Source organism: Haladaptatus sp. (assembly GCF_049589095.1).
Classification (GTDB): Archaea; Halobacteriota; Halobacteria; order Halobacteriales; family Haladaptataceae; genus Haladaptatus.
Map to the genome: position 1 here is coordinate 1 of NZ_JBAWAC010000669.1, position 1,767 is coordinate 1,767.

At 54.6% G+C, this 1,767-nt stretch carries 2 protein-coding genes; one reads left to right on the plus strand and one right to left on the minus strand.

Features of this window, described 5'->3' with window-relative positions; translation table 11 throughout:
- Positions 1–412: 412 nt before the first annotated feature.
- Positions 413–925: a hypothetical protein gene (locus WBV42_RS20935; RefSeq protein ID WP_423987755.1), complete on the plus strand. Its 513-nt coding sequence runs from the start codon at positions 413–415 to the stop codon at positions 923–925.
- A gap of 68 nt (positions 926–993) precedes the next feature.
- Here the strand turns inward: WBV42_RS20935 and WBV42_RS20940 are convergent.
- Positions 994–1,767: N-acyl homoserine lactonase family protein (locus tag WBV42_RS20940; protein ID WP_423987756.1), on the minus strand; the 774-nt coding region annotated here is incomplete at its 5' end.

Below are 1,767 nucleotides of genomic sequence, written 5' to 3' on the forward strand. Positions count from 1 at the left end.
TTCGCTGGATAGGAGTAGCGGTCACGTGGCATGGCCAGCACCTCGTCGGTGTGTAAACCGTAAATCGCCCAAACCAGCAAGAACGACTTGTGGGAAGCCTCGCCGTTTACGGCGAGGAGGATGTCACGGCACGGCAAATGATCTATCAACTGTCTAGGTGGGAGAGAGCATGTTTATATCCTGCTATTTAGAAAGATATAATATATAAAGACAGTTGAATACAAGTGAACAATGAGTAAAAAAACTCGGACGACGACGATTCCTACGATCGGCTGCGGCCGCTGGAATCGGTGTCTCCGGTGGAATCGCCGCAAGTGGTACAGCAGCAGCAGATAATTCACGTGAAATACAGGTACTTTCCAATAGTAATTACTGGGAATATCAAATATTCACCAAAATAGGCTTCGACGACGTGGAAAAGGGTAGTTATGCTGACGGAGATGACTACATTTCCAATGCGGGAAACAACGCGGGTGGACAAGTTAGTAAGGGAGGGCAAGACACCTTCTGGATGGATTCTGACGATTGGATCACTGGCATTAGAGTCACCTATAACGATTACGGATACATAGATATCGACGTAGCATCACCAACGGATTACTACGAAGCAATCGGTGTACAGAGGGACCAGAATCCGGACTGGCCCGGATATAATTACACCATCGACATCGATGGGGATGTGGAGCCCAATGATAGCCATAATTATTTCGACTATGGTCAAGATTCCATTGATGGTGGGACATTTAGAGGTACTGTTGACCCCGGAGATACGGACAGTGTCCTGAGAACAGGACCTCCGACACACGTATTCATTGAAGATCCGAACTCTCCCGGTCTTGGATTGGAGATATTTTTATTATCTCCGCACAGGCTGTGTGCGAAAACACAAAGAAAGCACTTTAACGGACCGCAGAAGCCGAAGTAGCGGTCCTAATACCGATCCAGAGTACCGTGCCGAGGTTTCGAAAGTGGACGAAAATGGACCGTGTTTCCTCAGTACTTCCCCGCCAACTCCTCGAACCGTCCGAGGTCGTGGCCGTGTAGAACGTCGCAGTCGTCCAGTCGCTCCAACTCTTTCAGCGTGTAGAGGCTCTCGCGCCACGCGCGTTCGCTCCACAGCAGGCCGGGACCGAGCGGTACCTCGTCGGTGTAGTTCGCATCGACGTAGGCCTCATCCCCCGCGATAAGTAGGGTTCCCGCTTCCGTCTCGATTCGCGCGCCGAGGACGCCCGGCGTGTGCCCCGGCAGGTGGTGGAGTTCGAAGCCCTCGGCAATCGTGTGCGTGTCTCGGTGGACGATTTCCCAGTTCAAATCGCGGTCGAAGTCGGGTGCCAAGTAAGCGATCGACCCGTCGTCCGTCTTCGCCGAGTAGTAGGCGAACTTGAGTTCCTCCTCGTGGACGTACACCGGGACGTCCCTCCCCTCGAACCTGTCGAGTTGACCCGCGTGGTCGAGGTGGAGGTGACTCATCACGACGCCGTCGATGTCGTCGAGTCCGTATCCATTCTTCCGAAGGTCGTCTTCGAGCGCGTGCTCCTCGGCGTCGTAGGCTTCGAACGCTCCGTACAACGGGTCGGGCCAGTACTCGGCGGCGTTCTCGGGACAGCCGGTGTCCCAAAGAAACGTCCCGGCGTCCGTCTCGATGACGGCGTTCCAGACGACGAAATCGATCAACTCGTGGGTGGGGTTCGGATTTTCGGCGCTCGCCATCGAGTAACCGTCGATGACGTAGGCGGTGTCGGCGCGGACGCGGCCACGGTCGATGAG